At 73.3% G+C, this 24,761-nt stretch carries 23 protein-coding genes; 7 read left to right on the top strand and 16 right to left on the bottom strand.

All coding sequences use genetic code 11. The features are described from left to right. The first annotated feature begins 36 nt into the window (after positions 1 to 36). The 7 genes from R2J75_RS02150 to R2J75_RS02120 are packed head-to-tail and all read left to right on the top strand — an operon-like array spanning position 37 to position 8,238. Positions 37 to 1,176, top strand: a complete 1,140-nt coding sequence (locus tag R2J75_RS02150) for an acyl-CoA dehydrogenase family protein (RefSeq protein ID WP_243330719.1) — start codon at positions 37 to 39, stop codon at positions 1,174 to 1,176. Positions 1,177 to 1,231: 55 nt separating this feature from the next. After that, positions 1,232 to 2,788: an acyl-CoA carboxylase subunit beta gene (locus tag R2J75_RS02145; protein ID WP_243330727.1), complete on the top strand. Its 1,557-nt coding sequence runs from the start codon at positions 1,232 to 1,234 to the stop codon at positions 2,786 to 2,788. Between the two features lie 10 nt (positions 2,789 to 2,798). Next, positions 2,799 to 4,313, top strand: coding sequence for an acetyl-CoA carboxylase biotin carboxylase subunit (gene accC / locus R2J75_RS02140; RefSeq protein ID WP_243330729.1), 1,515 nt, complete (start codon positions 2,799 to 2,801; stop codon positions 4,311 to 4,313). A gap of 10 nt (positions 4,314 to 4,323) precedes the next feature. Next, positions 4,324 to 4,857, top strand: a complete 534-nt coding sequence (locus R2J75_RS02135; protein WP_243330731.1) for a biotin/lipoyl-containing protein — start codon at positions 4,324 to 4,326, stop codon at positions 4,855 to 4,857. Between the two features lie 11 nt (positions 4,858 to 4,868). Further along, positions 4,869 to 5,645, top strand: a complete 777-nt coding sequence (locus R2J75_RS02130; protein WP_243330734.1) for an enoyl-CoA hydratase/isomerase family protein — start codon at positions 4,869 to 4,871, stop codon at positions 5,643 to 5,645. An 18-nt stretch (positions 5,646 to 5,663) separates the two neighbouring features. Beyond that, a complete protein-coding gene (locus R2J75_RS02125; protein WP_243330736.1) occupies positions 5,664 to 6,995 on the top strand; it encodes a 3-hydroxyacyl-CoA dehydrogenase family protein in 1,332 nt (443 codons plus the stop codon). 7 nt (positions 6,996 to 7,002) lie between these two features. Then, entirely contained in the window at positions 7,003 to 8,238 is a 1,236-nt protein-coding gene (locus R2J75_RS02120) for a thiolase C-terminal domain-containing protein (RefSeq protein ID WP_316410970.1), read from the top strand. A 3-nt stretch (positions 8,239 to 8,241) separates the two neighbouring features. Here R2J75_RS02120 and R2J75_RS02115 read toward each other — a convergent pair whose 3' ends face one another. The 16 genes from R2J75_RS02115 to R2J75_RS02040 form a co-directional block, all read right to left on the bottom strand. Next, entirely contained in the window at positions 8,242 to 9,348 is a 1,107-nt protein-coding gene (locus R2J75_RS02115) for a hypothetical protein (RefSeq protein WP_243330740.1), read from the bottom strand. Positions 9,349 to 9,399: 51 nt separating this feature from the next. Beyond that, the gene (locus R2J75_RS02110) at positions 9,400 to 10,806 is read right to left on the bottom strand and encodes a hypothetical protein (protein ID WP_243330742.1); all 1,407 of its coding nucleotides are present in this window, start codon (positions 10,804 to 10,806) and stop codon (positions 9,400 to 9,402) included. Between the two features lie 223 nt (positions 10,807 to 11,029). Next, positions 11,030 to 11,701, bottom strand: coding sequence for a PIG-L deacetylase family protein (locus R2J75_RS02105; RefSeq protein ID WP_316410969.1), 672 nt, complete (start codon positions 11,699 to 11,701; stop codon positions 11,030 to 11,032). After that, positions 11,698 to 12,327 carry a sugar transferase gene (locus R2J75_RS02100; protein WP_243330746.1) on the bottom strand — a complete coding sequence of 210 codons (630 nt, stop codon included), beginning with the start codon at positions 12,325 to 12,327 and terminating at the stop codon, positions 11,698 to 11,700. The genes R2J75_RS02105 and R2J75_RS02100 overlap by 4 nt, the downstream gene beginning before the upstream one ends. Then, on the bottom strand, positions 12,324 to 13,001 hold the full coding sequence (locus R2J75_RS02095) for an HAD family hydrolase (protein WP_243330748.1): 678 nt from the start codon (positions 12,999 to 13,001) through the stop codon (positions 12,324 to 12,326). The genes R2J75_RS02100 and R2J75_RS02095 overlap by 4 nt, the downstream gene beginning before the upstream one ends. A 2-nt stretch (positions 13,002 to 13,003) precedes the next feature. Next, complete coding sequence (locus R2J75_RS02090; RefSeq protein WP_316410968.1) at positions 13,004 to 13,972, bottom strand: ATP-grasp domain-containing protein; 969 nt, start codon at positions 13,970 to 13,972, stop codon at positions 13,004 to 13,006. After that, complete coding sequence (locus tag R2J75_RS02085; RefSeq protein ID WP_316410967.1) at positions 13,965 to 14,990, bottom strand: GNAT family N-acetyltransferase; 1,026 nt, start codon at positions 14,988 to 14,990, stop codon at positions 13,965 to 13,967. The genes R2J75_RS02090 and R2J75_RS02085 overlap by 8 nt, the downstream gene beginning before the upstream one ends. Further along, the gene (locus tag R2J75_RS02080; protein ID WP_243346190.1) at positions 14,980 to 16,236 is read right to left on the bottom strand and encodes a glycosyltransferase family 4 protein; all 1,257 of its coding nucleotides are present in this window, start codon (positions 16,234 to 16,236) and stop codon (positions 14,980 to 14,982) included. The genes R2J75_RS02085 and R2J75_RS02080 overlap by 11 nt, the downstream gene beginning before the upstream one ends. Further along, on the bottom strand, positions 16,233 to 17,381 hold the full coding sequence (locus R2J75_RS02075) for a glycosyltransferase family 4 protein (RefSeq protein WP_243330757.1): 1,149 nt from the start codon (positions 17,379 to 17,381) through the stop codon (positions 16,233 to 16,235). The genes R2J75_RS02080 and R2J75_RS02075 overlap by 4 nt, the downstream gene beginning before the upstream one ends. Beyond that, positions 17,378 to 18,511, bottom strand: a complete 1,134-nt coding sequence (locus tag R2J75_RS02070) for an O-antigen ligase family protein (RefSeq protein WP_316410966.1) — start codon at positions 18,509 to 18,511, stop codon at positions 17,378 to 17,380. The genes R2J75_RS02075 and R2J75_RS02070 overlap by 4 nt, the downstream gene beginning before the upstream one ends. Continuing rightward, positions 18,508 to 19,788: a lipopolysaccharide biosynthesis protein gene (locus tag R2J75_RS02065; RefSeq protein WP_243330760.1), complete on the bottom strand. Its 1,281-nt coding sequence runs from the start codon at positions 19,786 to 19,788 to the stop codon at positions 18,508 to 18,510. The genes R2J75_RS02070 and R2J75_RS02065 overlap by 4 nt, the downstream gene beginning before the upstream one ends. Next, complete coding sequence (locus R2J75_RS02060) at positions 19,785 to 20,921, bottom strand: DegT/DnrJ/EryC1/StrS family aminotransferase (protein WP_316410965.1); 1,137 nt, start codon at positions 20,919 to 20,921, stop codon at positions 19,785 to 19,787. Before R2J75_RS02060 ends, R2J75_RS02065 begins: the two co-directional genes overlap by 4 nt. Beyond that, complete coding sequence (locus R2J75_RS02055) at positions 20,918 to 21,520, bottom strand: acyltransferase (RefSeq protein ID WP_316410964.1); 603 nt, start codon at positions 21,518 to 21,520, stop codon at positions 20,918 to 20,920. The genes R2J75_RS02060 and R2J75_RS02055 overlap by 4 nt, the downstream gene beginning before the upstream one ends. Continuing rightward, positions 21,521 to 22,516: a Gfo/Idh/MocA family protein gene (locus tag R2J75_RS02050; protein ID WP_316410963.1), complete on the bottom strand. Its 996-nt coding sequence runs from the start codon at positions 22,514 to 22,516 to the stop codon at positions 21,521 to 21,523. Beyond that, entirely contained in the window at positions 22,513 to 23,847 is a 1,335-nt protein-coding gene (locus R2J75_RS02045) for a nucleotide sugar dehydrogenase (protein WP_243346194.1), read from the bottom strand. Before R2J75_RS02045 ends, R2J75_RS02050 begins: the two co-directional genes overlap by 4 nt. Then, the gene (locus R2J75_RS02040; RefSeq protein WP_243330777.1) at positions 23,844 to 24,755 is read right to left on the bottom strand and encodes a GumC domain-containing protein; all 912 of its coding nucleotides are present in this window, start codon (positions 24,753 to 24,755) and stop codon (positions 23,844 to 23,846) included. The genes R2J75_RS02045 and R2J75_RS02040 overlap by 4 nt, the downstream gene beginning before the upstream one ends. Between the last annotated feature and the right edge of the window lie 6 nt (positions 24,756 to 24,761).

Genomic DNA, 24,761 nt, shown 5'->3' with positions numbered 1-24,761 from the left:
CACCTTCCAGAACCCACCCGACCCGCCGGAGACCGCATGAGCCGTCCCCTGACCCTCCTCGATGACGAGGAAATCGCCTTCCGCGATCTCGTCGCGGACTTCGCCCGCAACGAGATCGAGCCCCTCCGCCGCGCCATGGACGAGGCCCAGAAGCTGGACCGCGCCCTCCTCGGCAAGCTCTTCGACCTGGGGATCATGGGCATCGAGGTCCCCGAGGCCCACGGCGGGGCGGGATCCAGCTTCTTCAACGCCATCCTCGTGATCGAGGAGCTCTCCAAGGTGGACGCCAGCGTGGGCGTCCTCGTGGACGTTCAGAACACCCTCGTGGACAACTGCCTCTCCCGCTGGGGCACCGAGGCCCAGAAGGCGCGGTTCCTGCCCCGCCTCTGCGGGAACGCCGTGGGCGCCTACGCCCTCTCCGAGGCCGGCTCGGGCTCCGACGCCTTCGCCCTGGCCACCCGGGCGACGCCGAAGGACGGGGGCTTCGTCCTGAACGGCAGCAAGATGTTCATCACCAGCGCGGAGGAGGCGGAGCTCTTCATCGTCTTCGCGACGGTGGATCCCGCCCTCGGCTACAAGGGCATCACCGCCTTCATCGTGGAGCGCTCCGCCCCCGGCTTCAGCGTGAGCCGCAAGGAGGACAAGCTGGGCATCCGCGCCTCGTCCACGTGCGAACTCGCCCTCTCCGACGTCCCCGTCGCCGCCGACCAGGTGCTGGGGGAGGTGGGCAAGGGCTACAAGGTGGCCATCGAGACCCTCAACGAGGGACGCATCGGCATCGCCGCCCAGATGCTGGGCCTGGCCGAGGGGGCCCTGGGCCACGCCCTGGCCTACGCCCAGGAACGCCGCCAGTTCGGGAAGCCCATCTTCGCGTTCCAGGCCGTGCAGATGCGCCTGGCCGAATGCGCCAGCCGGGTGGAGGCGGCCCGCCTCCTCACCTACAACGCCGCGCGCATGAAGGACGCCGGCCTCCCCTTCATCAAGGAGGCGGCCATGGCCAAGTACTACGTGAGCCAGGTGGCCGAGTACGTGGCCAGCGAATGCCTGGAGATCTTCGGCGGCTACGGCTTCACCAAGGACTACCCCGCCGAGAAGTACTTCCGCGACAGCAAGATCGGCAAGATCTACGAAGGCACCACGTTCATGCAGCTCCAGACCATCGCCAAGCTCCTCTAGGCATGGATCGCCGAGCAGGCACGCTGTTTGTCTTTTCCTCATGACAGGAGGACCGATGACCACGGGACAGGACGCCAAGCTGGAGCTGCTCCGGCGCAAGAACGAGGAAGCGGAGAAGGGCGGAGGCCCGGACAAGATCGAGAAACACCACCAGTCCGGCCGCCTCACGGCCCGTGAGCGCATCGCCATCCTCCTGGACGAGGACTCCTTCACGGAGATCGACAAGTTCGTCCTGCACCGGTGCGACAACTTCGGCATGGGCAAGGTGAAGATCCCGGGCGACGGCGTGGTGACGGGCTATGGCACCATCGACGGCCGCCTCGTCTACGTCTTCGCCCAGGACTTCACGGTCTTCGGAGGGTCCCTCTCCAAGGCCTACGCCGAGAAGATCTGCAAGATCATGGACATGGCCGCCCGGAACGGGGCGCCGGTCATCGGCCTCAACGATTCGGGCGGCGCCCGGATCCAGGAGGGGGTCCAGTCCCTGGCCGGCTACTCCGACATCTTCACCCGCAACGTGCTCTGCTCCGGGGTGATCCCCCAGATCTCCGCCATCATGGGCCCCTGCGCCGGCGGCGCCGTCTATTCCCCCGCCATCACCGACTTCGTCTTCATGGTGAAGGACACCTCGTACATGTTCATCACCGGCCCCGACGTCATCCGGGCCGTCACCCACGAGGAGGTCAGCAAGGACGAGCTGGGCGGGGCCATGACCCACAACGCCCGCTCCGGGTGCGCCCACTTCGCCTCCTCGGACGACGAGGAGTGCCTGCTCATGATCCGGGAGCTCATGGGCTTCATCCCCCTCAACAACCAGGACGACCCGCCCGCGCGGCCCTGCACGGACGACCCCAACCGTACCGACGTGGCCCTGCGCACCCTCGTCCCGGACAACCCCAACCAGCCCTACGACATGAAGGAGGTCGTCCGGGCCATCGTGGACGACGGGCACTTCTTCGAAGTGCAGGAGCACTTCGCCCGGAACCTGGTGGTGGGCTTCTCCCGCCTCAACGGCCGCCCCGTGGGCATCGTGGGCAACCAGCCCAATCACCTGGCCGGGGCCCTCGACGTGGACGCCTCCCTGAAGGGGGCCCGCTTCGTGAGGTTCTGCGACTGCTTCAACATCCCCCTCGTCTTCTTCGAGGACGTGCCGGGCTTCCTGCCGGGGGTGGACCAGGAGCTGGGGGGCATCATCAAGCACGGCGCCAAGCTCCTCTACGCCATCACCGAAGCCACCGTGCCCCGGGTCACCGTCATCACCCGGAAGGCCTACGGCGGCGCCTACTGCGTCATGAACGCCAAGAACATCCGCTGCGACTACGCCATCGCCTGGCCCACGGCCGAGATCGCCGTCATGGGGCCCGAGGGCGCGGTCAACATCATCCACCGCAAGGAGCTGGACACCTCCCTGGACCCCGAGCGCACCCGCAGGAACCTCCTGGACGACTACCGGGCCGCCTTCGCCAACCCCTACAACGCCGCCGAGCTGGGCTACGTGGACGAGATCATCGATCCCCTGCGCACCCGCCCCTGCCTGATCCGCGCCCTGGAGGCCTGCCGCAACAAGCGCGTCAGCAACCCGCCCAGGAAGCACGGCAACCTGCCCCTCTGAGGATCCGGCCATGTTCAAGAAGATCCTGATCGCGAACCGGGGAGAGATCACCATCCGCGTCATCCGGGCCTGCAAGGAGCTGGGCGTGCCCACCGTGGCCGTCTACTCGGAAGCCGACCGGGCCGCGCTGCACGTGCGGGCGGCGGACGAGGCCTACTGCATCGGCCCGGCCCCCAGCCGGGATTCGTACCTGCGCGGCGACCGCATCCTGGAGGTGGCCCAGGCCGCCGGGGCGGACGCCATCCATCCGGGCTACGGCTTCCTCTCGGAGAACGCGGCCTTCGCCGAGGCCTGCGCGGCCGCGGGCATCACCTTCATCGGCCCCAACCCCCGGGCCATCCGGGTGATGGGCAACAAGACCACGAGCCGCGTGGCCGTCCACGAGATGGGCGTGCCCCTCGTGCCCGGCATGCGGGAGAACCTCCAGAGCGAGGCGGAGGCCGTCGCCTGGGCCCGGAAGATCGGCTACCCCATCATGATGAAGGCCGCCGCCGGCGGCGGGGGCAAGGGCCTGCGCATGATCCTCCGGGAAGAGGACCTGCTTCCCGCCTACCGGACCGCCAAGTCCGAGAGCCTCGCCGCCTTCGGGGACGACGCGGTCTACATGGAGCGCTACATCGAGAACCCCCGCCACATCGAGATCCAGGTCCTGGGGGACCGCCACGGGAACATCATCTACTGCCCGGAGCGGGAGTGCTCCATCCAGCGCCGGCACCAGAAGGTCATCGAGGAGGCCCCCAGCCCCATCGTGGACGCGGAGATGCGCAGGGCCATGGGCGAGGCCGCCGTCCGCGCCGCCAGGGCGGTGGACTACGACTCGGCCGGCACCGTGGAGTTCATCGTCTCCGGCAAGTCCCGGGAGTTCTTCTTCCTGGAGATGAACACCCGGCTCCAGGTGGAGCACCCCATCACCGAGATGATCACCGGCATCGACCTGTGCAAGGAGATGATCCGCAGCGCCGCGGGCTACGTCCTCCCCTTCCGCCAGGAGGACGTCCCCTGCCACGGCCACGCCCTGGAGTGCCGCATCTACGCCGAGGACCCCGACAACCGCTTCCTGCCCACCCCCGGCCGCATCATCGGCCTCCGGGTCCCGGGCGGCCCCTGGGTGCGGGACGAGTCCGGCATGTACGAGGGCCTGGACGTGCCCATCCACTACGACCCCATGCTCAGCAAGCTCGTGGTCTGGGGCAGCACCCGGGAGCGCATGGTCACCCGCATGCTGCGCGCCCTCTCCGAGTACAAGGTGAAGGGAATCAAGACCACGATCCCCTTCCACGCCCGGGTCCTCCGGAACCCGAAGTTCCTCGAGGGGGACATCGACACGAACTTCATCGACCGGGAGTTCCAGCCCCAGGACGAGGCCCGCGTGAAGCCGCACGAGGACGTGGCCCTGGTGGCCGCCGCCATCAAGGCCTACCGCCGGGACAAGGCGAAGGGCCTGGCCGCGCCGGCCTCCGGCGGGGGCGGCGACGCCTCCCTCTGGAAGCAGAGCGGCCGCGTCAAGCGCGATCCGGGATTCTGAGGAGGCTGCCATGACCTACATCGCGACGCACCAGGGACGCACCACCCGGATCAAGGTGAAGGAGCCCCGCCCGGGCCAGTACATCGTCGCCCTCGGCGACCGGGAATACGACGTCGACTTCCTCGAGCCCGAACCCAACCTCTTCTCCATGATCCTCGGGGGACGCTCCTTCGAGGTGGACGTGGACGCCACCCACACGGAGGACACCTACGAGGTCCTCATCAAGGGGGACCTCTACGAGATCGAGATGGTGGAGGAGAAGAAAAAGAAACTGGCCCAGAAGATGAGCAAGGGGGCCTCCGGCCGCCAGGACCTGAAGAGCCCCATGGCCGGCCATGTGCGCAAGGTCCTGGTGGAGCCCGGGGACCGGGTCGCCCAGGGCCAGGTCCTCCTGATCCTCGAGGCCATGAAGATGCAGAACGAGATCAAGAGCCCCATCGAGGGCGTCGTCGCCTCCGTCACCGCCCGGGAGGGCGTGGCGGTGGCCGCCGGCGACCCGCTGGCCGTGGTCGAACCCTGGGAGCCGGAATTCCCGGCGGGATGAAGGAGACGCGCATGAGTGAACACGTCCGGTTCGAGCTCGAGGCGGGGGTGGGCCTGGTCACCCTCGACCGCCCCGAGGCCCTCAACGCCCTGAACGACGGCATCCTGGCCGGCCTGGAGGAGGCCTTCCTGGCCCTGGGCCGGGAGCCCTCGGTGCGGGCCGTCATCCTCACGGGGGCCGGCAAGGCCTTCGTGGCCGGGGCCGACATCAAGGCCATGGCCGGGCTCTCGCCCCTGGAGGCCCGGGCCTTCGCCCAGCGCGGGCAGCGGATCTTCAACCTCATCGAGGACCACCCCCACCCGGTCATCGCCGCCGTCAACGGCTTCGCCCTCGGCGGGGGCCTCGAGCTGGCCATGGCCTGCGATATCCGCATCGCCAGCGAGGCCGCCAAGGCCGGCCAGCCGGAAGTGAACCTGGGCGTCATCCCCGGCTTCGGGGGCACCCAGCGGCTGGCCCGCATCGTCGGCCGCAGCCGGGCCAAGTACCTCCTCTTCACCGGGGAGGTGATCTCCGCCCAGCGGGGACTGGAGCTGGGGATCTTCAACGAGGTGACGGCGCCCGACCTCCTCCTCCCCCGCTGCCGGGAGCTCGCCGCCCTCATCGCCCGGAAGGCCCCCCTGGCCGTGTCACACTGCAAGCACGCCGTGAACGAGGGGACCGACCTCCCCCTCGGCGACGGCCTCTCCATCGAGGCCGAGCTCTTCGCCCAGACCTTCGCCACGGCCGACCAGAAGGAAGGCATGCAGGCCTTCATCGAGAAACGCCCGGCCCAGTTCATCGGCCGGTGATCCCAGGAGAACGCCCGGATGGACCTCAACCAGCGACTCAAGCACGTGGCCGTCATCGGCGCCGCCGGCAAGATGGGCAGCGGCATCGCCCTCCTCCTCGCCCTGGAGATGGCCTGGCGGGCCCTGGAGGATCCGGGGGCCACGTACGTCCTGAACCTCGTCGACATGGCCGACGGTCCCCTCCAGGGCCTGCAGCGGTACCTGCGCGACCAGGCCCGGAAGGACGGCGAGAAGCAGATCAACCGCCTCCGGGCCGTCTTCCGGGACCGGGCCGACCTCGTGGAGAACGGGGAGATGGTCCAGGCCTTCGTGGACGAGGTCATGATCCACGTCCGGACCGGCAAGGCCCTCGCCCTGGCCAAGGATTCGTCCCTCGTCTTCGAGGCCGCCTTCGAGCGCGAGGAGGTGAAGGTCGAGATCTACAACGAGCTGGCCGTCCTCTGCCCCCCCTCCACCTGGTTCCTCACCAACACCTCCTCCATCCCCCTCCGCGTCCTCGCGGAGCAGTGCGGGATCGGGGGCCGGCTCATCGGCTACCACTTCTACAACCCCCCGGCGGTCCAGAAGCTGCTGGAGGTCATCGTCCCCGACGGCTGCGACCCCGACCTGGTGGAGGCCGCCTACGCCCTCGCGAAGATCCTGCGCAAGACGACGGTCCCGGCGCGGGACATCGCCGGCTTCATCGGGAACGGCCACTTCATGCGCGACGGCCTCCACTGCATCCGCGAGATGGAGCACCTGGCCCGGGACTACGGCTTCGTCCAGGCCCTCTACATGGTCGAGAAGGTGAGCCGGGACTGGCTCCTCCGCCCCATGGGCATGTTCCAGCTCATCGACTACGTGGGGATCGACGTCTTCCAGCTCATCCTCCGGGTGATGGACCACTACCTCCAGGACGGCCTCCACAGCGACCTCATCGACCACATGCTGGACCTGGGGATCCGCGGCGGCCAGACCTCCTCCGGGGCCCAGAAGGACGGCTTCCTGCGCTACGAGAAGGGCCGCCCCGCGGGGATCTTCGACCCGGCGGCGCGGGACTACGTCCCCCTGGACGAGGCCTTCGTCCGGGACATGGACGGCCTCCTGGGCCCGCACCCCGACCCCGCCCTCACCTGGAAGGCCCTCAGCCGCGACCCCGCCCGGGAGGAGAAGCTGCGCGCCTACTTCCGCAGGCTGAAGGACCTCGATTCCCTGGGCGCCGGCATGGCCCGGGCCCACGTCTTCGACAGCCGGGACGTGGCCCTGGACCTGGTGCGCCAGGGCGTCGCCGCGCGGCCCGAGGACGTGAACGACGTCCTGACCCTGGGCTTCTTCCACCTGTACGGCCCCATCAACGACTACCTGGACTGAGGCGCCCATGAACCGCATGCCCAAGCCCGTCTTCCTCGCCGCCGGCGCCACCACCGTGAGCCTGGGGACCGGGCGCCCGGAATTCAGCCCCCGCAAGCCCCGTCCCGGCCTGGATGAAACCATCCGGGAGGCCGGCCGCATGACCCTGGCCCAGATCGGCGATCCCGGGGCGATCGATGAGTGTGTCATCGGCAACTTCATGGCCGAGCGCTTCAACCGCCAGGGCCACCTGGGCGCCCTGATGCTGAACCTCCATCCCGCCCTTGAATTCAAGCCCGCCCTCCGGGTGGAGGGCGCCTGCGCCTCGGGGGGCCTCGCCCTCGTCTCCGGCCTGAAGAGCGTCCTCAGCGGCCTGGCCGACGTGGTGCTCGTCCTGGGGGTGGAGATCCAGAACACGGTCAAGGCCATCTACTGCGCCGACTACCTGGCGGGCGCCGGCTGGTACGACGGAGAGCGCAAGGACGGCCACGCCTACTTCTTCCCCGGCGCCTTCTCCGACCGCGCGGGGGCCTACGCCGCCAAGGTGGGCGCCGAGCGGGCCCGCGAGGGCTTCGCCCACTGGTTCCGCAACGCCATCGAGAACGCCCGCCTGAACCCCGACGCCCAGGAGTACACCAACCGCGCCCAGGACCTCCTCGCCCTCGGCCGGACCCCGCCCAACCCCCGGGTCTTCACCGATCACCTCAACCTCTTCGACTGCTCCAAGGTGTCCGACGGCGCCGCCGCCCTCGTGGTGGCCTCGGAGGAGGGCCTGCGCCGCCTGGGCCTGGGCCGGGAGGACGCCGTCCAGGTGACGGGCCTGGGCCATGCCGCCGCCAACCTCACCACCCCGCCGGCGGACCCCACGGAGATGGCCACCTGCCGGGTCGCCGCCGGCCGGGCCCTCGCCATGGCCGGCCTCGCCATCGGGGACGTGGGCGTGGTGGAGGTCCACGACTGCTTCACCGTGTCCGGAATCCTCCTCACGGAGGCGCTGGGCATGGCCGCCCCCGGCGAGGGCGCCGACGCCGTCGTCGCGGGGATCACCCGGCGGGATGGGCGTTGGCCCACCAACGCGGGCGGCGGCCTCGTGGGCTACGGCCACCCCACCGGCGCGACGGGGGTCCGCATGGCCGTGGACCTGTGGCGCCAGCTGAAGGGACGGGCCGGCACCTACCAGGTGGCCCCCCGCACCGAGCATGGCCTGATGGTGAACATGGGCGGCAACGACAAGACCGTCGTGAGCCTCGCCGTGAAGGCCTGACCCTCACTCCACCTCGAAGTAGAACTGCAGGTCGGCGTCCTTCCGGTCCTGCCTGCCCCATTGGGTCCAGCCGGTCCAGGCCCCTCCGCGGCCGGTCTCGGCGTGGCCCTCGGTGAACACCGTCGCCGGACCAAAGCCCTTGTCCGTGCCCTTCCGCAGGGGGAAGGCCTCGAAGCGGTCCCCCCCCGCCGCCTCCAGCACGAGGCGGAAGGGAGTGCCCGCCTCCAGGACGGCCGGCTCGGGCAGGTCGGCCCGGGCCCAGGCGAGGCCCCCGGAGGGGACGGCGGCCTCGGCCCGGGCCCGGGCCTTGCCCCCCGCCTCCTCGATCCGCAGGCGCAGGGGCCCCTGGCCCGCCAACCGCCGCACCCGCACGGCGAGGGCCTTCACCCGCAGGGTGCGGGCGGGGGTGAAGGCCTCCCCCACCTGGTCCTCCGCCCCGATGGGCCGGGCGGCGGCCACCCAGGCCTCAATGTACCCGATGCCCTGGGAGGCGCCCCCTTCGTACACCACCTCCAGGATGGGGGTGAAGGCCTCCTGGGTGCCCGGGGTCCGGCGCGGGGTCCAGGCCGGCTGGCGGGCATTCCGGTACAGGAGGGTCCAATCCTCGTCCGGCAGGCGGGGCTGCCGGGGACGCGCCCCGGCGCGGTCGAAGAGGGCGTTGAGGGAGAGGAAGTTGGTCTCCCGCTCGGGATGGGTGTTGCTGAAGACCAGGTGGTACCACTGGCCCGCCCGGAGCGTGGGGGCCCGGTCGAAGGCCAGCAGGGGGTAGAACTGGTCGCTGGCCGGCACCAGGTACACCCGCTCGGCGTTGACGGCGAGCACCGCCCGGCCGGGCCCGTGGGCCGGGGTGCCGTCATCGGGCCGCAGTTCCACCCGGAGGATCCCCCCCGTGCCCCCGTGGTACCCATTGCGGTGGAAGCTCCAGATGAGGAAGGGCCGGACGCCCCGGAGGACGCCCCCCGGGGCGGCCCGGAACCGCACGCTCACCTCGTTCCCGTAGGGCCCGAGGGTGGTGTTGGCCAGGGCTTCGGCCTGGAGGGCGGGACCATAGCGGGCCCCGCCGCCCCAGGCGGCCTGCGCGAGCGCCAGGACCAGGATCCCGAGCCGCATGGCATCCTCCCTGGCCACGTTGGATGCCGCTCGGGACGGCCCGGTCCCCCCTCAGGGCACGAAGGCGAACTGGAGGTCGCTGAAGGTGAGGTTCGGCGTGCCCCACATGTCCCAGCCCGTCCAGCCTCCGGGCGCGGAGGTGGTGAACTGGGCATAGCCGTCGGGGAACACCATGGCCGGGGTGAAGCCCTTGTCCAGGCCCTTCCGGATGGGGAAGGCGGCGTACGTGGTCCCGGCCGGGGCGGTGAGCACCAGGTGGTAGGCCACGCCGCTGTTCAGCGCGTGGGCCTGGGTGAAGGGGACCTGGATCCAGGCGGGCACGCCCTGGAGCACGGCGCTGGCCGGGACCTCGACGGCCTCCACCAGGGTCCCGTCCCCCTCCTCCACGCGCACGGTGAGGGGACCCTCCCCGGCGGTGCGCTGGAGCCGCACGTTCACGCTGCTGAAGGTCCGGCTGGGCCCCGAGACGGTGAACACCTCCCGCACGGCGGCGGGGCCCGAGATGGGCTTGGGGTTGGTGGACCACACCTCCATGTAGCCGTTGCCCTGGGTGGCGCTGGTGTAGTAGAGGCCCAGCGTCGGCGTGAAGCCCTGGCGCAGGCGCCAGGCCCCGGTGGCCGTCCGGAAGAGCACCGCGAAGGCCGGGTCCGGGAGGACCGGCTGCATGGGGGCCGTGGCGGCGTCCGTCCAGAGGGTGTCCAGGGAGATCCAGTTGTTGGCCGGGTCCGGGTCCACGTTGGTGAAGACCAGATGGTAGAGGGATCCGGCCGTCAGCTGCGCCGGGAGGGGGAAGGTGAGCCGGGGGTAGTAGTTGTTCTGGGGGATGATGCTGCCGTACGACACCGTCGCGAGGACCGGCCCTCCGGGCAGATGGCTGGCCGATCCGTCATCACCCATCAGGTCGACCCGCACGGTCCCCCCCAGGCCGGAGGCATAGCCCGCCTTGGTGGTGGACCAGATGAAGAAGATGCGGATGGCCTCCAGGACCTGGGATTGCTGGGCCTGGAACCGGTAGCTCACCACGTTGCCGGTGGGGCCGCCCACCACGGTGTTGGCGAGGGCGTCGGCGGACCAGCCGGACCCGTACCAGACGGGCGTGGGCGTCAGGGGGGCCACCACGGGAAGGCTGCGGGTGTACACGGACGTGACCCCGCCCACCGTGACCCGGCAGGTGGGGGTGACGGTGCCCGGTTCGGCCGGCGCGTTGAAGTACACCGCGGCGTTGGCGCTGGCGCCCACGAGGGTCCCGTTGTCCACGGTCCACTGGTAGGTGGCGCCCGCCTGGGCGGGCACGGAGGCGAGCACGGCTTTCATCCCCGCCGTGATCAGGGCCGGCGCCGACACCGGGGTGCCCTCCCGCACCGCGGCCGGAGCCGCGAGCAGCAGGGGCAGGGATCCGGGGCCGCCGGCGTGGGCGACGGCCGCGAAAGCCAGCAAACAAGTTGCACGACAGGTCATGAAGCATCCTCGTGGGTGGAGCCCCGGAACAGCCGGGGTGCCCCCCTCCCTGGCAAGGAGGATGCCTCCCTGAACCTCCGCCATCTCCCGCGCCTCCGGGGCGGGCCCGCGGCCCGCGCGCCGCGGGCACCGGCGCGAGGGCGGGGGGCGGAAGCGGGGGCGAAGCGGCCGGCGGCGGCGCCCCGCCGTCCCCATCCGGGATCCGCATTCCGGAATCGGGACTTCAGGCGACCGTGCGGATGGTCACGAAGGCTTCGGCCGCCGGCAGGCCCACCGTCGCCCCCCGCAGCACGGCCAGGGCCCGCAGGGCCATGAGGCTCCGCTCGTGGGGGGGCTCCTTCACCTGGGACCGGAAGAGGGCGAAGGCCTCCAGCTTGGCGTCCAGGGTGGGCCCGATGTCCACGAAGTGGTTGGGGGTGAAGGCGGGCGACAGGTAGGGCGCGTTCCAGTTGGTTTCGGAGAGGGTCTCGTAGGCATAGATGCGGTGGGGATAGACCGGCCCGGAAGGCCGCCCGGCCACGAGGGCGGAGAGGAAGACGAGCTGGTGGTCCCGGTGCAGGTCCCCCACGAAGGGCAGGTACAGCTCATCCGGCGCCAGATCCTGAAGGCAGGTCAGGAGCCGGGCGTTCAGCTCCCGGTGCTGGAGGGTGTCCAGGCCCGCGGCGGGCAGGTCCAGGAACCGGGTGGTCGCCACGCCCAGGCGGCGATGCGCCTGGACGGCCTCCTCCCGGCAGCGGGCCTCGGCCTCGGGGGCGAACAGGGGCGGATAGCCGCGGGTGGCCACCACCACGTGCACCGCGTGGCCCTCCCCCGCCCAGCGGGCCATGGCCCCGCCCGCGCCCAGCACCTCGTCGTCCGCGTGGGGCGCCACCACGAGCTTGACCAGGCGGCTCACGGGCGGCCTCCGTCCCGGGGGGCGCCGTCGGGCACGCCGCTGGTCTGGGACCCGTCCGGGGCATAGACGGTGTCGGCCCGCAGGACCACGCGGACGGTGCGCAGGAGGATGCGCAGGTCCAGGAGGAAGGTCCGGTGGTCCACATAGTGGAGGTCCAGGGCGATGCGCTCCCGCCAGGTGTGGCGGGCGGCGCCGTTCACCTGTTGCCAGCCGGTCATGCCCGGGGGCACGTCCATGCGCCGCCGGTCGCCGGGGGCGTAGTAGGGCAGGTATTCGGGCAGGAGGGGCCGCGGCCCCACCAGGCTCATCTCCCCCCGCACCACGTTCAGGAGCTGGGGCAGCTCGTCCAGGCGCGTGGCCCGCAGGAGGCGCCCCACCCGGGTGATGCGCGGGTCGTCCCGATGGGTGACCAGGCTGCCGGCGTCCCCGCCGGCCCGCATGGTCCGGAACTTGAAGATGGAGAACACGCGCCCCCCCAGCCCCAGGCGGGCCTGGCGAAAGAGGGCCGGCCCCGGCGAGTCCAGGCGGATGGCCAGGGCCACCAGGAGCAGGAAGGGGCCGGCGAGGGCCAGCAGGACCAGGGCCACGACGAGATCGAAGGCCCGCTTCACCTTCAGGCCGATCATGCCAGGTCCTCCAGGTCCCGCAGGTCCCGCACGCGCCGGTGGGGCCCCAGGCCCGCCGCCGGGGGCAGTTCCGCGTAGGGCCCCGTGGTGACGCCGATGGCCAGCATGCCCAGGCAGCGGGGCGCCTCGAAATCCGTTTCCGGGTTGTCCCCCACGAAGGCGCAGCGGCGGGGCGGCACCCCGAGGCCCCGGCACGCGACCAGGAAGGGGAAGGGGCTCGGCTTGCGGAGCAGGGCCGGGAAATCGCCGGTGAAGACCCGGGCGTCGAAGGCGCTGGCCAGCCCCAGGGCCTCCACCTTGTAGCGCTGGACCGCCGCCCCGCCGTCGGTCACGAGGAAGAGGCGCAGGCCTTTGCGGCGCAGGGCCTCCAGCAGGGGCAGGGCCCCGGGGTAGGGGCGGATGGGGGGCCGGTGGCGCCGGTACCGCGCCACCAGGTCCGCCGCGAGGGCGGGGTCCGCCGAGCCGAGGCGGGCCAGGGCCGTGTCGAAGAGCCGGGGGTGCCCGGGCGTGAGGTCCCGCCAGGCCCGCCGCAGCTCGGCCTCCACCCGGGCGGGGGCCAGGCCGAGCCGCCCGCCCACCTCGCCGGCCACGGCCGCGAAGAAGGTCTCCGCGAACCGGCCGTGGTCCCAGAGGGTGTAGTCCAGGTCGAAGCCGACCGCCAGCAGGCTCCCCATGGTCAGCCCTCCGCCGGCCGGCGGTAGTGTTCCTCCCAGTACCGGGCCATCTCCAGGGGGGGCGGCGGCTGGAGCCAGGCCGGGGGCCGCTGCCCCCGGGCCAGGGCCAGCACCCCCTGGAAGAAGGGCACCCCGGCGGCCTGGGAGAGGATGGCCGTCCCCGCGATGCGCGCGTTCACTTCCGTGAAGCGGGGCCCCTCGGCCACGAAGCACTGGATGTTCAAGGGGCCGGCGAGGCCGAAGCCCTGGACGATCCGCCGCACGGGCTCCAGCAGGTCCTCCCGCCAGCAGGTCGCCCCCCGGGAGGAGATGCCCGAATCCACCGCCAAGCGGCGCCGGGGGGCGAGGATGCGCACCTCACTGTCCGGATCGGCCAGCACGTCCAGGGTCAGCTCCTCGCCGGGACAGAAGGCCTGGACGACGGCGTCCGGGGTGCGGCCCGCCAGGAAGGCCGCCTCCTCCGCGTCCCGGAGCAGGTGGACCCCCTGCCCGCCCCGGCCCCGGCGCGGTTTCAGGACGAGGGGCCACCCCTCCAGGTCCCCGGGCCGGTAGGCCTCCGAAGGCAGGGTGGCGGGGGTGGGCACGCCCAGTTCCCGGAAGCGCTGGTAGGTGACCAGCTTGTCCGTGCAGGCCTCCAGGGCCGCCACCGAACTCACGAGGATGCGGGTCCCCGCCTCCCGGAAGCGCTCCCGGTGGCGGGCGCAGAGGACCAGCTCCTCGTCCAGGGCCGGCAGGAAGAGGTCCACCCGCTCGCGCCGGCACAGGTCCACCATGTGGTCCAGGTAGCCGGGCGCCCCCACCCGGGGCACCACGTGGGCCGCGTCCGCGAAGGCGAAACCCACCGAGCGGGGCTCGCAGTCCGCGGCGACGATGCGGCACCCCAGCTCCCGGAAGGCCCGGTACTGGGTGACGGAGGGCGGGGACCCCGCCGCCGTGCGGAGGAGGGTCAGGGGTCGTTCGGGTTCAGGCATGGACGCCTCCGGGCGATCGATAGGCGGGGAAGAAGCCGTCCCCGGGCGCGGCGCCGCCGAGGGCCCGGTATGCCTCCGGCAGCAGGACCATGCGGAAGGTCTGGAAGCGGGCTTCCAGGGGCGAGAAACCCCGCTTGAAGAGGGCCAGGGAATCCTCGGCGCAGCCCACCCCGCCGCCCAGGTGGAGGGCCCGGGCGCCCCAGGCCCGCCCCTGGTCCCGCATGTGGAGGATCATGAGCTTGGAGGGCCCCAGGGCCCGGAAGGCCGGGTCCGTGCCCGCCAGGTGGAACTGCATGAGGCCCCCCACCCGGCTGAAGAGGCCGCCGGCGGCCACCGTGTCCGCCGGATCCAGCACGAGGGCGAGGTGCATCCGGCCCTCCAGGCGCAGGTGCAGTTCCTGGAAGTAGTCCAGGCCGAAGCGGTAGGCCGGTCCCGCGTCCCGCTGGGTCATGGTGGCCAGGTAGAGGGCGGCGAAGGCGTCCAGGCGGTCCCAGGCGTCCAGGACCACCCGGAAGCCCCGCTCCAGCAGGCGCCGGGCCCCCGTGCGGTGGTTGGCGCGGGTCTGGCGGTCCAGGACCTCCGGGGGCTGGGTCAGGTCCAGGTAGATCGTCCAGCCGTGGTCCACCAGGGTCCCGAAGCGCGCCCAGGGGATGGCGGGCAGGGGCAGGAGGGGATGGAGGCGGAGGAAGGCGCTCACGAGGCCCTCCCGGCCGCAGGCCTCCGCGAAAGCGCCCAGCAGGGCCTCCAGGCGCGCGGGCTCCGGAGGCCCCGACAGGAGGGGGCAGGGATAGCCGTAGGGCGACCCCGCGTCCCGCTGGTCCGTCCCTGGAATGGGCCGGAGGATGAGGGGCACCAGCAGACCGCCGAGGTCATCCGCGGCGAGGAAGGCCGCGGCCTCGCCCCCCTCGCGCAGGGCGCACAGGTCCACGTACGTCGGCAGGTGGTAGAAGTCGTGGTCCACCTCCCCCAGGAAGGCGGTCCAGGCCGGATCGCCGGCCCCCAGGCGATCAACGTGCATGGGCCCCTCCGCGCACCCGCCGGGCCTGGGCCAGGGCCGCCTCCAGGGCCGTTTCGAAGCGGGCGGCGAGGTGGGCCATGTCGAAATGGGCCGCCACGTAGGCACGCGCCCGCTCGCCCATCTCCCGCCGGGCCCCGGGGCCCGCGGCCGCCAGCGCCCGCACCCCGTCGGCCATGGCCCGGGCCGAGCCCGGCGCCACCATCAGCCCGCCCCCCGACAGGAGGATGGGATTGCCGGGGGACCGCACCCCCGCGAGGGTGGGGCGGGCCATGGCCATGAAGTCGTAGAGCTTGTTGAAGCTGATGCCGTAGTCCCACAGGCCGCTGTCCCGGGCGCTCACCCAGAAGGCGTCCGCCTCGGCGAGGCAGCCGTAGACGGCCCGCTTGGGCACGGGGGGCCGGAAGACCAGGGCATCCAGACCCAGGCGCGCGGCCCGGGCCTCCAGGGCCGGCTTCTCCGGGCCCGTGCCCAGGAGGACGAAGCGGTAGGGGCGCCCGTCGGGTCCTGCCTCCCCCCGCAGTTCCGCCGCGGCGTCCACGAGCACGTCCAGGGCGTTGGTGACCCCGTGGGAGCCGGCGTACAGGATTGTGAAGGGACCCGCGTCCGCCGGCGGCCCGGGGGTCGGGACGAGGCCCAGGTCGATGCCGTTGGGCACCCACGTGAGGGCCTCCGGATCCCCGCCCCGGGCGGCCACCCGGGGCCCCACCTGGGCCAGGAGGGTGATGATGTGGTCCGCCCCCCGGTAGAGCTCGCGCTCCAGGCGGCCCAGGAGCCAGATCACCGGATGCCAGGGGGGCACCCCCATCACGTCCGTGAGGGACTGGGGCCACACGTCCCGGAGTTCCAGGACGAAGGGGACGCCCATCCGCCGCGCCAGGCGGAGCCCGCCCCGGGCCCCGAAGGGGTGGGGGCTGCTGCCCACCACCACGTCGGGGCGGAAGTCCAAGTGGGCGGGCAACACCCGCTCCACGGCCCGCCCGAAGGCGACCATGTTCCACAGGCGCCCGGCGCCATTCCCCCGGTACGGGGGCGTGCGCAGGCGCAGGAAGGCCACCCCGTGCCGATCCCGGCGCGCCGCCGGGGGCCCCGGGGGCAGCACGTCCACCCGCGCGCCGTGATCGAAGGAGGCCGCCGCCAGCATCACCCGGTGGCCCCGGGCCTGGAGGGCCCGGGCCAGGGAGAAGTGGCGGGTGCCCCCCGCCTGGTCCGGGTCCAGGGCGTAGGGATTGATGATCAGGATGTTCATGGCGCGTCTCCAGGGGGTTCGGGGGGGAGCAGGCCGGCCCGGGCCAGGTGCCAGCGGAGGTGGCGGGCCTCGGCCTCCCAGCGGTACCGGGCCAGGTAGGCCTCGCGGCCCCGCCGGGCGTGGGCGGCGAGGCCGGCGGGGTCCGAGGCCATGGCCAGGAGGGCGCCGGCCACCGCCGCCGGCTCGGGGGCGGCCACCCGCCCGGCCCCGCTCCCCGCCACGAGGCGCCGCCACAGGGGGAAGTCGGAGGCGAGGACGGGGATGCCCAGGGCCATGTACTCGAAGAGCTTGGTGGGGAGGGCCTCCTGGTAGTTGGCCAGGGGGAGCAGGGTCACCAGGCCGATGCCGGCCCCGCTCGCCCGTTCCGCCAGGGCCTCGGCCCCCAGGGTCGGCGTGTGGGTGCACCAGCCTTCGGCCGAGGCCGCGCCCAGGGCCGCCTCCACCTCCCGGTCCAGGAGCCAGCCGATCACCTCCAGGCGCATGCCGGGCCGGACGGCCCGCGCCCGGCGCACCGCCTCCAGGGCGAGGAGGAGCCCCCGCTCCCGGCTCAGGCCCCCCATGTAGAGCACCCGGTCCGGATCCGGGGCCGGCCCGGGGCGGTGGAAGAGGGTGCGGGGGTAGTTGTGCACCACCCGGGTGGCGTCCGGGGGCCAGGCCGAGGCGATGGCCTCCGTGGCCGGCGCGAAGCCATGGAACAGCCGGGACGCCAGGTGAAGGGCCCAGGCGGCGAGGATGCCCAGGGGCCGGCGGAAGGGCTCGGGCACGTAGGTCTTGGCGCGGAACTGGAGCGGCAGGTCCTCGTGGATGTCGAAGAGGAGGTGGGTGCCGGGCCGGGCCAGGGCCAGGAGGGCCATGGCGGGCAGGAGCTCGGGGTCGTGGAAGTGGACGAGGCGGTAGGGCCCGTTGCGGAGCAGGGGCCGCCAGAGGCCCAGCGCCCGCAGGACCCGCCCCAGCCGGCCCCGGGCGGGGGGGACCGGGTGGAAGCGCAACCCGGCCGGCAGGGCCGGCGCGGCGCCCGGGGGGGCCTGGGCGTACAGGTCCACGGGCAGGCCCCAGTCCAGGCAGGCCTGGAGCTCCCGGCCGAAGACCCGGGGATCGCCCCAGGGATGGGCCGAGGTGACGACGGCGAGGGGGCGCGGGCTCACGGGAGGTCCTTCCCCGGACGCGCCAGGGCGGTGGCCAGGAGGGCGAAGAGGGGGCGGTTGTCGTTCACATCCCCGCTCACCAGGGCGTTCAGGGTCCAGAACCCCACCCCCGCGAAGAGCAGGGCCTCCCCGGAGCGCCACGCCCGCCCCAGGGCGGCCCCCAGGAGGGCCACGGTGGCCAGGCCGCAGGCCCAGCCGGCTTCCAGCGTGGTCTCCAGGAGGAGGTTGTGGGGGTACTGGCGGGCCACCCCCGCGTCCAGGTCCACCTGGGTGGCGAAGCCCCCCAGGCCGAGGCCCAGGGGCGCGCCCGGGATCCGGGCCCAGGCCGAGGAGGCGGCCAGGGCCCGGTAGGCCTCCGAGGCCCCGAACTCCCCCCGCAGGAAATCGGCCACGCGCCGGAGGGAGCCGGCGGGCCCCAGGGCCAGGGAGAGGTGGAGGGCCGCCGCCAAGGCCCCGGCGGCGGCGAGGAGGCGCAGACGGCCCCGCCCCGCGGCGGCCAGGAGGAGGACGAGGCCCAGGGCCAGGCCCCCCATGGGGCCCCGGGACCCGGAAAAGAGGGCGGCCACCGTGCCCGCGGCCGCCAAGGCCAGGTGGAGGGGGGCGGTCCGCCCCCCCGCGGCGAAGCGGGCCGCCCCCGCCAGGGCGAGGAACCCCGCGGCCCGGCCCAGGGCGATGGTGCCGCCCCCGGAGGCGGCCAGGCGCTGGAGGCCCCCCTGCCCCATCCCCGACAGGGCGTCCAGGGTGATCACCCCGCACAGGCACGCGAGGCCCTCCAGGGCGTGGGCCTGGTCGGCCCGGTCCCGCACGAGGAAGAAGGGGGCCGTGGCGGCCAGGAGGCTGAACGTGGCCAGGGTGGCCAGCTTGCGGGTGCCGTAGGGGGTGGCCGCCGTGGCCGCCGCCCCGGGAAGGAAGGTGAGGAACCAGCCGAGGACCAGGCCCAGGCCCGCGGCGGAGGCCACCCGGGCCCCCCGGAGCCAGCGCAGGAGCACCGTGCCCGACAGGATCGCCCCGGTCAGGAGGGTGAGGTCCACCGGCAGCCGGGACAGGAGGGGGCCCGCCTTCAGGTCCCCCGCGAAGACGAAGCCGCCCAGGGCGAGGAAGCGGGGTGGCACGGGCCAGCGCCAGGTCATGGGCGCACCGCCCCGCCCTGCCGGTCGTGCCGGCGGATGGCGTACCAGGTGATCCAGCCGTAGAGGCCGTACGAGAGGGTGCCGGAACAGGCGAAGAGGTTGACCGCCCGCGAAGCGTCCCAGCGCAGCCGCCACGCGGCCGCCACCGCCCCCAGGAGGAGCAGGGACCGGATGAGCTCCCGCACCAGGGCCAGGTCCTGGCGCTCCAGCACCACCAGGGCGCTGGACACGCAGGCCCCCGTGAACTGGGCCAGGGCCATGGGGGCCAGGGCCGCGGCGAAGCGCCCCGCCCGCCCCCAGGCCTCCCCGAAGAGGACCGGGAAGAGGAACCAGCCCGAAAGGGCGGAGAGGGCCATCAGGGGCAGGCCGAGGAGGAACATGCGGCGGACCGTGCCCTGGAAAAGGGGCATGAGGCTGCCGCTCCGGCCGACCTGGGCGCTCTCCCCGAAGAAGACCTGGGCCACGGATTCCCCCACGATGGCGCTGGGCAAGGCGAACACCCGCTGCGCCAGGGCGAAGCAGCCCGCGTCCCAGGGGCCGTAGGCGATGGCCAGAAGGAGGCCCGGCAGCCGGAGGTTCAGGGTGTTGAGCAGGGCCGTCCCGCTGGACAGGAGGGGGAAGGCCCGGAAGCGCCGGGCCGCCCCGGCGACGTCCGCCCACCGGGTCCGGCCCAGGGCGGCCCCGTCCCGCCGCCAGTCCAGGGCGGCGAGGGTGCGGGTACCGTTGGTGCGGCCCAGGGCGTCCCCCACGAGCAGCCACGCCGCGCCGCCCCCCAGGAGGCCGCCCCCCACCTGGACGGCCAGCTGGGTGAGGCATTGGGTCACCCGGGTGCGGGCGATGCGGTCGTAGCGTTCCTTGCGGATGGCCCAGCAGGTGAAGACCTGGTAGAGCCCCGCCCCCAGCACGCTCACGGGAACCAGCCACAGGAAGGGACCGAGGGCCGGCGCGTCCATCCAGGCGAGGATCCGGTGCCGCAGGCCGCCGATGACGAGGGCGCCCGCCAGGGTCGTGGCCCCCACCAGGAGCAGGCACAGGAGGAGGAGCCCGGCGGCCTCCGCCTCCGCCTCCGGCAGGGGGAGGGCCTGCTCGTACCGCAGGGAGCCCAGGCTGACGAGGACGGTCACCAGGGACATGTAGACCGTCAGCACCCCGAAGTCCCCGGGGCTGTACAGGCGGGTGAGGACCGGGGACGCCAGGACGATCAGGCCCTGGGCGAGGGCGGTTCCGCCCGCCACCTGCAGGACCTTGAGGCGGAACCCCCGGAAGGCGTCCTTCACGCGCGGCCCCCCCGGACGGCGCGCCCCAGGGCCTCCGCCACCCGGTCCTGGACGGCGGTGGGGATGCCCGGCCAGAAGGGCAGGCTGAGCACCTCCCCGCAGGCCGCCTCGGCGGCGGGGCAGGCGGTCTTCCCGTGGCTCCGGGCGTACACGGGCAGCCGATGGCAGGGAACCGGGTAGTAGACCATCGTTTCCACCCCCTCGGCGGCGAGGGCCGCCTGGACCGCGTCCCGGCCCGGACACCCGTTCCCGGCGCGGATGCGGATCGTGTACTGGTTGAAGACGTGGCCCTCCACCACCTCCGGCGCCAGCACCCCTGGCAGGCCTGCCAGCCGCTCGCCGTACCCCCGCGCGGCCTGGACCCGGGCGGCGTTCCAGGCCTCCACGTGGGGCAGACGCACCCGCAGCAGGGCCGCCTGGAGTTCGTCCAGGCGGGAGTTGTACCCCAGGGTCTCGTTGTGGTACTTGCGGCGGGCACCGTGGGCCCGCAGCATGCGGACGGCCTCCGCCAGCTCGGGCCGGGCGGCGGTGACGAGCCCCCCGTCCCCGAAGCCGGACAGGTTCTTGGTGGGAAAGAAGCTGAAGCAGCCCAGGACCCCGAGGGTCCCCACGGCCCGGCCCCGGTGCCGGGCGCCGAAGGCCTGGGCGCAGTCCTCCACCACGGGCAGGCCGTGGCGGTCCGCCTCGGCCCCCAGGGCGTCCATGTCGCAGGGCCGCCCGAAGAGGTGAACCGGCAGGAGGGCGCGGGTCCGGGCGGTGACGGCCGCGGCGACGCCCCCGGGGTCCAGGTTGAGGCTGGCGGGATCGATGTCCACGAAGACGGGCACGGCCCCCACGGCGCTCACGGCCTCGGCCGTCGCGAAGAAGGTGAAGGGGGTGGTGATCACCTCGTCCCCGGGCCCCACGCCCAGGGCCCGCAGGGCCAGCACCAGGGCGTCGGTGCCCGAATTGCAGCCCAGGGCGTGGGCGGCCCCGAGGTGGGCCGCGGCCTCCCCCTCGAAGGCGGCCACCTCGGGCCCGAGGATGTAGTGGCAGGAGCGGAGCACGCGCCCGAAGGCCGCCGAGAGGTCGTCGAGGAGGGGATCGAGCTGGCAGGACAGGTCGAGGACGGGGATGCGGGTGGCGGTGTTCACGCGTCCTCCTTGGCGACGGTGCCGTCCGGATGCTGGCGGTAGCGCTGGCCGTACGAGGTGAGGGCCACGCCGTCCGGCCCGAAGACCAGCCGCTCCCCCCGCTCGCACATGTGGCCGATGATCCGGGCGGGCACGCCCGCCACCATGGCGTAGGCCGGCACGTCCCGGGTGACCACGGCCCCGGCGGCGACGAAGGCGCCTTCATGGAGGGTGACCCCGCAGACGACGGTGGCGTTGGCCCCGATGCTGGCGCCCCGCTTCACGCGGGTCTCCACGTAGTCCGCGGAGGTGTTCCGGGGGAAGAGGCAGCGGGGCGTCCGCACGTTCGTGAAGACCATGCTCGGGCCGCAGAACACGTGGTCCTCGAGGACGACGCCCTCGTAGAGGGAGACGTTGTTCTGGATCTTGCAGGCGTCGCCGATCACCACCCCGGCGGCCACCATGACGTTCTGGCCGAGGACGCAGCGCGCGCCGACGCGGGCGCCGGGGTAGACGTGGCAGAAGTGCCAGATGCGGGTGCCCTCGCCGACCTCCGCGCCGGGGTCGACGACGGCGAGGGGGTGGACCATGGCCGCCTGGGCGGATGGGGTCGTGTTCATTCAGGCCTCCTTGGAAGCGGGTTGGAAGGGGGCCTGGAGCTGGGCTTCGGCCCGCTCCAGGACCCGGATGACGTCCAGGCCGCACCGGCCGTCGCTGAGGGGACGGGCGCCGGAGGCCAGGCACTGGACGAAGTGGGCGTCCTCGGCCGCCAGGGGCTGGCCGCCGCCCTGGAAGACCGTTTCCGCGCCGCCGTCGACGGCGGCGAGCCTGCCGGGGCCGCTCCCCCCCGCCAGGCGCTTGTGGTGGAGGGTCACGGTCTGGTCCGCCTCGTCGTACACCGCCATGCCCCGGTCGCCCAGGACCCGGAGGCTCCGGGTCCGGACGGGCCAGTACCAGGCGAGGTGGATGTGGGCGGTCAGGCCATCGGCGAACCCCAGCTCCAGGTGGACGTCGTCGGGGAGGCCGGGCTGGAGGAAGGCCGCGCCGGCGGCGGCGACCCGCGCCGGGGCCGCCCCGGCCAGGTGGAGGAGGACGGCGACGTCGTGGGGGCCGAGGCTCCACAGCACATCCTCGGTGGGCCGCACCCGCCCCAGGGCGGTCCGGGCCAGGTCGATGCGGCAGATCCGGCCCAGGGCCCCGGAGGCCATCAGGTCCGCCAGGCTCCGGAGGGCCGGCTGGAAGAGGGGGAGGTGGCCGACCATGAGCACCCGGCCGCCGGCCTCCGCCATCTCCACCAGGTGGGCCGCGTCCCGCACGGCCAGGGTCATGGGCTTCTCCACGAGCACCCCCCGGCTCCGCGCCAGGGCCTCGCAGGCGAGGGCCGCGTGGGTGGGGGCCGGGGTGGCGATGACCACCCCGTCCACGCCGCCCCCGTCCAGGGCCGCGGCCAGGCTGTCCCACACCGGCAGGTCCGGCCAGGTGGCGCGGACGCGGCCGGCCGTGTCCTCGCACACCTCCACCACCCCCGCGAGGGCCCCCAGGCCGTGCAGGGTGGTGAGGTGGTTCCACCCCCAGGGCCCCGCGCCCGCCACCACGACCCGCACCCCGCGGGTCACAGCTTCACCACCTTGCCGGGCTCGGCCAGGAGGCCGCGGGTGGCGTTGCGGGTGTCCAGGATCCGGGGGGCGTGGCGCACCACGAAGGGGTAGTCCACGTCCGAATGGTCGGTGAGGATGAGCACCAGGTCGGTCTCCTCCAGGACCTCCCGGGTGAGGGGGACGCTGTGGAAGGCGCCGTGGACGTCCGCGTGCCGGGGCACCCGGGCGTCGTGGTAGTCCACCCGGGCCCCCCGCTCCGCCAGCAGGCCCAGGACCTCGGCGGCGGGGCTTTCCCGGGCGTCGTCCACGTCCTTCTTGTAGGCCAGGCCCAGGACGAGGACGCGGGCCCCCCGCAGGCCGAGGCCCTGGTCGCTGAGCAGGCGCATGGCCTTCTGCAGGACGAACTCCGGCATCCGCCGGTTGATCTCCCCGGCCAGGGCGATGAACCGGGTGTTGAAGTTGTACTCCCGGGCCTTCCACTCCAGGTAGTGGGGGTCCAGGGGGATGCAGTGCCCCCCCACCCCGGGCCCGGGGAAGAAGGGCATGATCCCGAAGGGCTTGGTGCCGGCCGCCTCCAGCACCTCCCACACGTCCAGCCCCATGCGGTCGCAGAGCATCGCCAGCTCGTTGACGAGGGCGATGTTCACGGCGCGGAAGGTGTTCTCGAAGACCTTGACCATCTCCGCCACCCGCGCGGAGGTGACGGGCACCACCTCCACGATGGTCTGGCGGTAGAAGCTGAGGGCCACCTGGAGGCTCGCGGGGCTGGCCGCGCCCACCACCTTGCTGGTGTTGCGCGTGGTGTAGCGCTTGTTGCCCGGGTCCACCCGCTCGGGGCTGAAGGCCAGGTGGAAGTCCTCGCCCTCCCGCAGGCCCGTGGACTCCAGGATCGGGCGGATGACCTCCTCGGTGGTGCCGGGGTACGTGGTGCTTTCCAGACAGACGAACTGGCCGGGCCGGAGGCGGCGGGCCACCTCCCGGGTGACCACCTCCACGTACTGGAGGTCCGGCGTCAGGTTGCGGGTCAGGGGGGTGGGAACGCAGATGACGATGGCGTCCATGGCGGCAAGGCGGCTCCACTCGCCCGTGGCCTCCAGGCGCCGGGAGGCCAGGACCAGGTCCCGCAGCTCGCCTTCGGGGACGTCCTCGATGTAGCTGGCCCCCAGGTTCACCTGGGAGACCCGGGCGGCGTTCCGGTCGAAGCCCAGGACCTGGAAGCCCGTCTTCGCCTTCTCCACGGCCAGGGGCAGGCCCACGTAGCCGAGGCCGATGACGCCCACCTGGCCGGTCCGTGCTTCGAATTTCCGGATCAGGCCCTGGGCGTGGGTGAGGGTGGTGCGGGTGTTCATGCGTGCTCCCTGGCGAAGATGAGGTGGTGGATGCGGCCCCGGTGCTGGACCGCCGTGGCGGCGCCCCCGGCGAGGGCCGCCGCGCCGAGGACGAGGAGGGCCCGGTGGGGGCCGCGCTTCCGGAGGGGGAGGGCCCCGCCGTCCAGGACGTGGAGGGCGGGGGCCTGGCCTCCCGCCTCCAGCAGGGCCTGCTCCCGGTTGAGGGTGAGGTTGGCGCGGACCCGGGCCAGGAGGTCCACCTGCTCCCGCAGCTGGAGGCCCTGGAAGCGCAGGTCCGGGGAGGGGCTGGCCTCCCAGTTCCGGTTGGCCTCCAGGAAGCGGCGGAACCGCCCGGAGGCCTCCCGATGGGCGGCCTCCACCTCGTCCAGGCGGCGCTGGACGACGTCCGCCCGCCACCGGGCCTCGGCGCGGGTCAGGTCCTGGAGGGTCTCCCGCAGGGCCTCCACGGCGGCCTGGACCACCTGGAGGGAGAGCTCCGGGCTCCGGGTCTCGGCGGTGAGGGTCAGGAGGCCGGAGCGGGGGTTGCGGTCCACACCCAGGGCGCGCCGGAAGGGCCCCAGGGCCCCCTCGGGATCCCGGGCCCCCAGGTGGCGCCAGAGGGGTTCCCGCCGGGCGACGGGGGCCCCGAGGGCCCAGGTGCGGTCCCGGTAGGCGAAGGTGGTCCCAAGCACCCGATCGGCCACGCGCCGGCTGTGGAGGATCTCCACGAAGATGACCGTGGGGCCCTCCTCCCGGCTGCCCGGAAGGGCGGGCGGGGCGGTGGGGGCCCATACGCCCGTGCGCCCTGACGCAGCCGCCGTGCCCAGGTCCGGCAGGATCCGGGCCGTGGCCGCATAGCGGTTCGGCAGGGCCAGGCCCGCGGCCGCGGCGGCGAGCCCGGCAGCGCAGGCCGCGAGGAGGGGACACATCGCCCG

Source organism: Mesoterricola sediminis (assembly GCF_030295425.1).
In the GTDB taxonomy this organism is placed as follows: domain Bacteria; phylum Acidobacteriota; class Holophagae; order Holophagales; family Holophagaceae; genus Mesoterricola; species Mesoterricola sediminis.
This window is presented reverse-complemented; position numbering and strand designations above follow the sequence as displayed.

Excerpts from the sequence above, each read along its gene's own strand:
- R2J75_RS02125 (WP_243330736.1), top strand. The coding sequence starts at position 5,664 with ATGGACCTCAACCAGCGACTCAAGCACGTGGCCGTCATCGGCGCCGCC.
- R2J75_RS02135 (WP_243330731.1), top strand. The coding sequence starts at position 4,324 with ATGACCTACATCGCGACGCACCAGGGACGCACCACCCGGATCAAGGTG.
- R2J75_RS02100 (WP_243330746.1), bottom strand. The coding sequence starts at position 12,327 with ATGATCGGCCTGAAGGTGAAGCGGGCCTTCGATCTCGTCGTGGCCCTG.
- R2J75_RS02130 (WP_243330734.1), top strand. The coding sequence starts at position 4,869 with ATGAGTGAACACGTCCGGTTCGAGCTCGAGGCGGGGGTGGGCCTGGTC.
- R2J75_RS02090 (WP_316410968.1), bottom strand. The coding sequence starts at position 13,972 with ATGCCTGAACCCGAACGACCCCTGACCCTCCTCCGCACGGCGGCGGGG.
- R2J75_RS02055 (WP_316410964.1), bottom strand. The coding sequence starts at position 21,520 with ATGAACACGACCCCATCCGCCCAGGCGGCCATGGTCCACCCCCTCGCC.
- R2J75_RS02080 (WP_243346190.1), bottom strand. The coding sequence starts at position 16,236 with ATGAACATCCTGATCATCAATCCCTACGCCCTGGACCCGGACCAGGCG.
- R2J75_RS02120 (WP_316410970.1), top strand. The coding sequence starts at position 7,003 with ATGAACCGCATGCCCAAGCCCGTCTTCCTCGCCGCCGGCGCCACCACC.
- R2J75_RS02045 (WP_243346194.1), bottom strand. The coding sequence starts at position 23,847 with ATGAACACCCGCACCACCCTCACCCACGCCCAGGGCCTGATCCGGAAA.
- accC (WP_243330729.1), top strand. The coding sequence starts at position 2,799 with ATGTTCAAGAAGATCCTGATCGCGAACCGGGGAGAGATCACCATCCGC.
- R2J75_RS02150 (WP_243330719.1), top strand. The coding sequence starts at position 37 with ATGAGCCGTCCCCTGACCCTCCTCGATGACGAGGAAATCGCCTTCCGC.
- R2J75_RS02115 (WP_243330740.1), bottom strand. The coding sequence starts at position 9,348 with ATGCGGCTCGGGATCCTGGTCCTGGCGCTCGCGCAGGCCGCCTGGGGC.
- R2J75_RS02145 (WP_243330727.1), top strand. The coding sequence starts at position 1,232 with ATGACCACGGGACAGGACGCCAAGCTGGAGCTGCTCCGGCGCAAGAAC.
- R2J75_RS02110 (WP_243330742.1), bottom strand. The coding sequence starts at position 10,806 with ATGACCTGTCGTGCAACTTGTTTGCTGGCTTTCGCGGCCGTCGCCCAC.
- R2J75_RS02095 (WP_243330748.1), bottom strand. The coding sequence starts at position 13,001 with ATGGGGAGCCTGCTGGCGGTCGGCTTCGACCTGGACTACACCCTCTGG.
- R2J75_RS02085 (WP_316410967.1), bottom strand. The coding sequence starts at position 14,990 with ATGCACGTTGATCGCCTGGGGGCCGGCGATCCGGCCTGGACCGCCTTC.
- R2J75_RS02070 (WP_316410966.1), bottom strand. The coding sequence starts at position 18,511 with ATGACCTGGCGCTGGCCCGTGCCACCCCGCTTCCTCGCCCTGGGCGGC.
- R2J75_RS02040 (WP_243330777.1), bottom strand. The coding sequence starts at position 24,755 with ATGTGTCCCCTCCTCGCGGCCTGCGCTGCCGGGCTCGCCGCCGCGGCC.